Source organism: Microbacterium ureisolvens (genome assembly GCF_019511645.1).
GTDB classification, from domain to species: Bacteria; Actinomycetota; Actinomycetes; order Actinomycetales; family Microbacteriaceae; genus Microbacterium; species Microbacterium ureisolvens_A.
This window is the reverse complement of the sequence record NZ_JAEUAX010000032.1, coordinates 1-1,053: the sequence shown is the minus strand read 5'-3', so window position 1 is coordinate 1,053 and position 1,053 is coordinate 1. Positions and strand designations below refer to the sequence as shown.

Below are 1,053 nucleotides of genomic sequence, written 5' to 3'. Positions count from 1 at the left end.
TGATGCGGATGCCGCATTCCTTGGCGGCGTCCAGCACGGTGAGCCCGTCCGCGATGGTGACCGTCTTGCCGCTCTTGGCGAACGTGACGGCGTGAAGCCCCTCCGCGGTGGGATCGACCACGACCTCCTCGGCCCCCGCCAGCACGAACGACTCCTGATGGATCTGCTCCGCGGGGACGCCGAGCTCGAGCAAGAGGGCCTCCGCCGTGACCATGTAGGCATCCGGGCCGCAGATGAAGACCTCGCGCGCCAGCAGATCGGGGACGTGCTCCCGAAGCATCCCGGCATCCAACCGGCCCACCGGACCCAACCAGGTGCCGTCGGGATCGTGCGAGACCGCCTGGATGACCTTGGCGTGCGGGTTCTGCTGATTGATGCGGGCGAGCTCCTCGGCGAAGGCGACGAACTCGGGGGCGCGGGAGTTGTGCACCAGCACGACGTCGACCGGCTCGGCCAGGTCGTGGATGGATTCGAGGATGGAGATCATCGGGGTGATGCCGACGCCGCCGGCCAGCAGCAGCAGCCGCTCGGCCGGGTGGAACGCCGTTGAGAACTCCCCCGCCGGCCCGCTCAGCTCGACCCGGTCGCCGACGCGCAGGTTGTCATGCAGCCACCGCGACATCACCCCGTCCGCCTCGCGCTTGATCGTCAGCTGCACCGAGTACGGTCTGGTCGAGGGCGAGCTCACGGTGTAGCAGCGACTTACCCGCTCCCCGCCGATGTCGGCGCTGATCGTGACGTACTGACCAGGCTCGTGCGGGAGTGCGCGCCGGTCGTCCGACGCGAACTCGAACGTGGCGATCTGGTCGGTGCGGCGCGTGATCCGCGTGCAGGTCAGCTGCCGTCCGGTAGGGTCCTCATCCCATCGGACGTGCTCCGCGAGGACCGCACCGGGTCCGAGCAGCGTGGCGGTGGTCATGCCTCATCGCCCTCTTCGATGTAGTCGTTGATGCGGTCGAGGTACCAGTTGCAGAACGCGTTGACCTGGTACTCGCTGGGCATGTAGGGGCCGGGCACGTAGGCGGGGTCGGTGACGCCCTTCTGCGCCAGCTC

At 68.5% G+C, this 1,053-nt stretch carries 1 protein-coding gene; it reads right to left on the bottom strand.

Annotated elements, in window-relative coordinates; all coding sequences use genetic code 11:
- A partial coding sequence (locus JNB61_RS19850; RefSeq protein ID WP_220340731.1) for an FAD-binding oxidoreductase occupies positions 1–919 on the bottom strand: 919 nt, incomplete at its 3' end.
- Between the last annotated feature and the right edge of the window lie 134 nt (positions 920–1,053).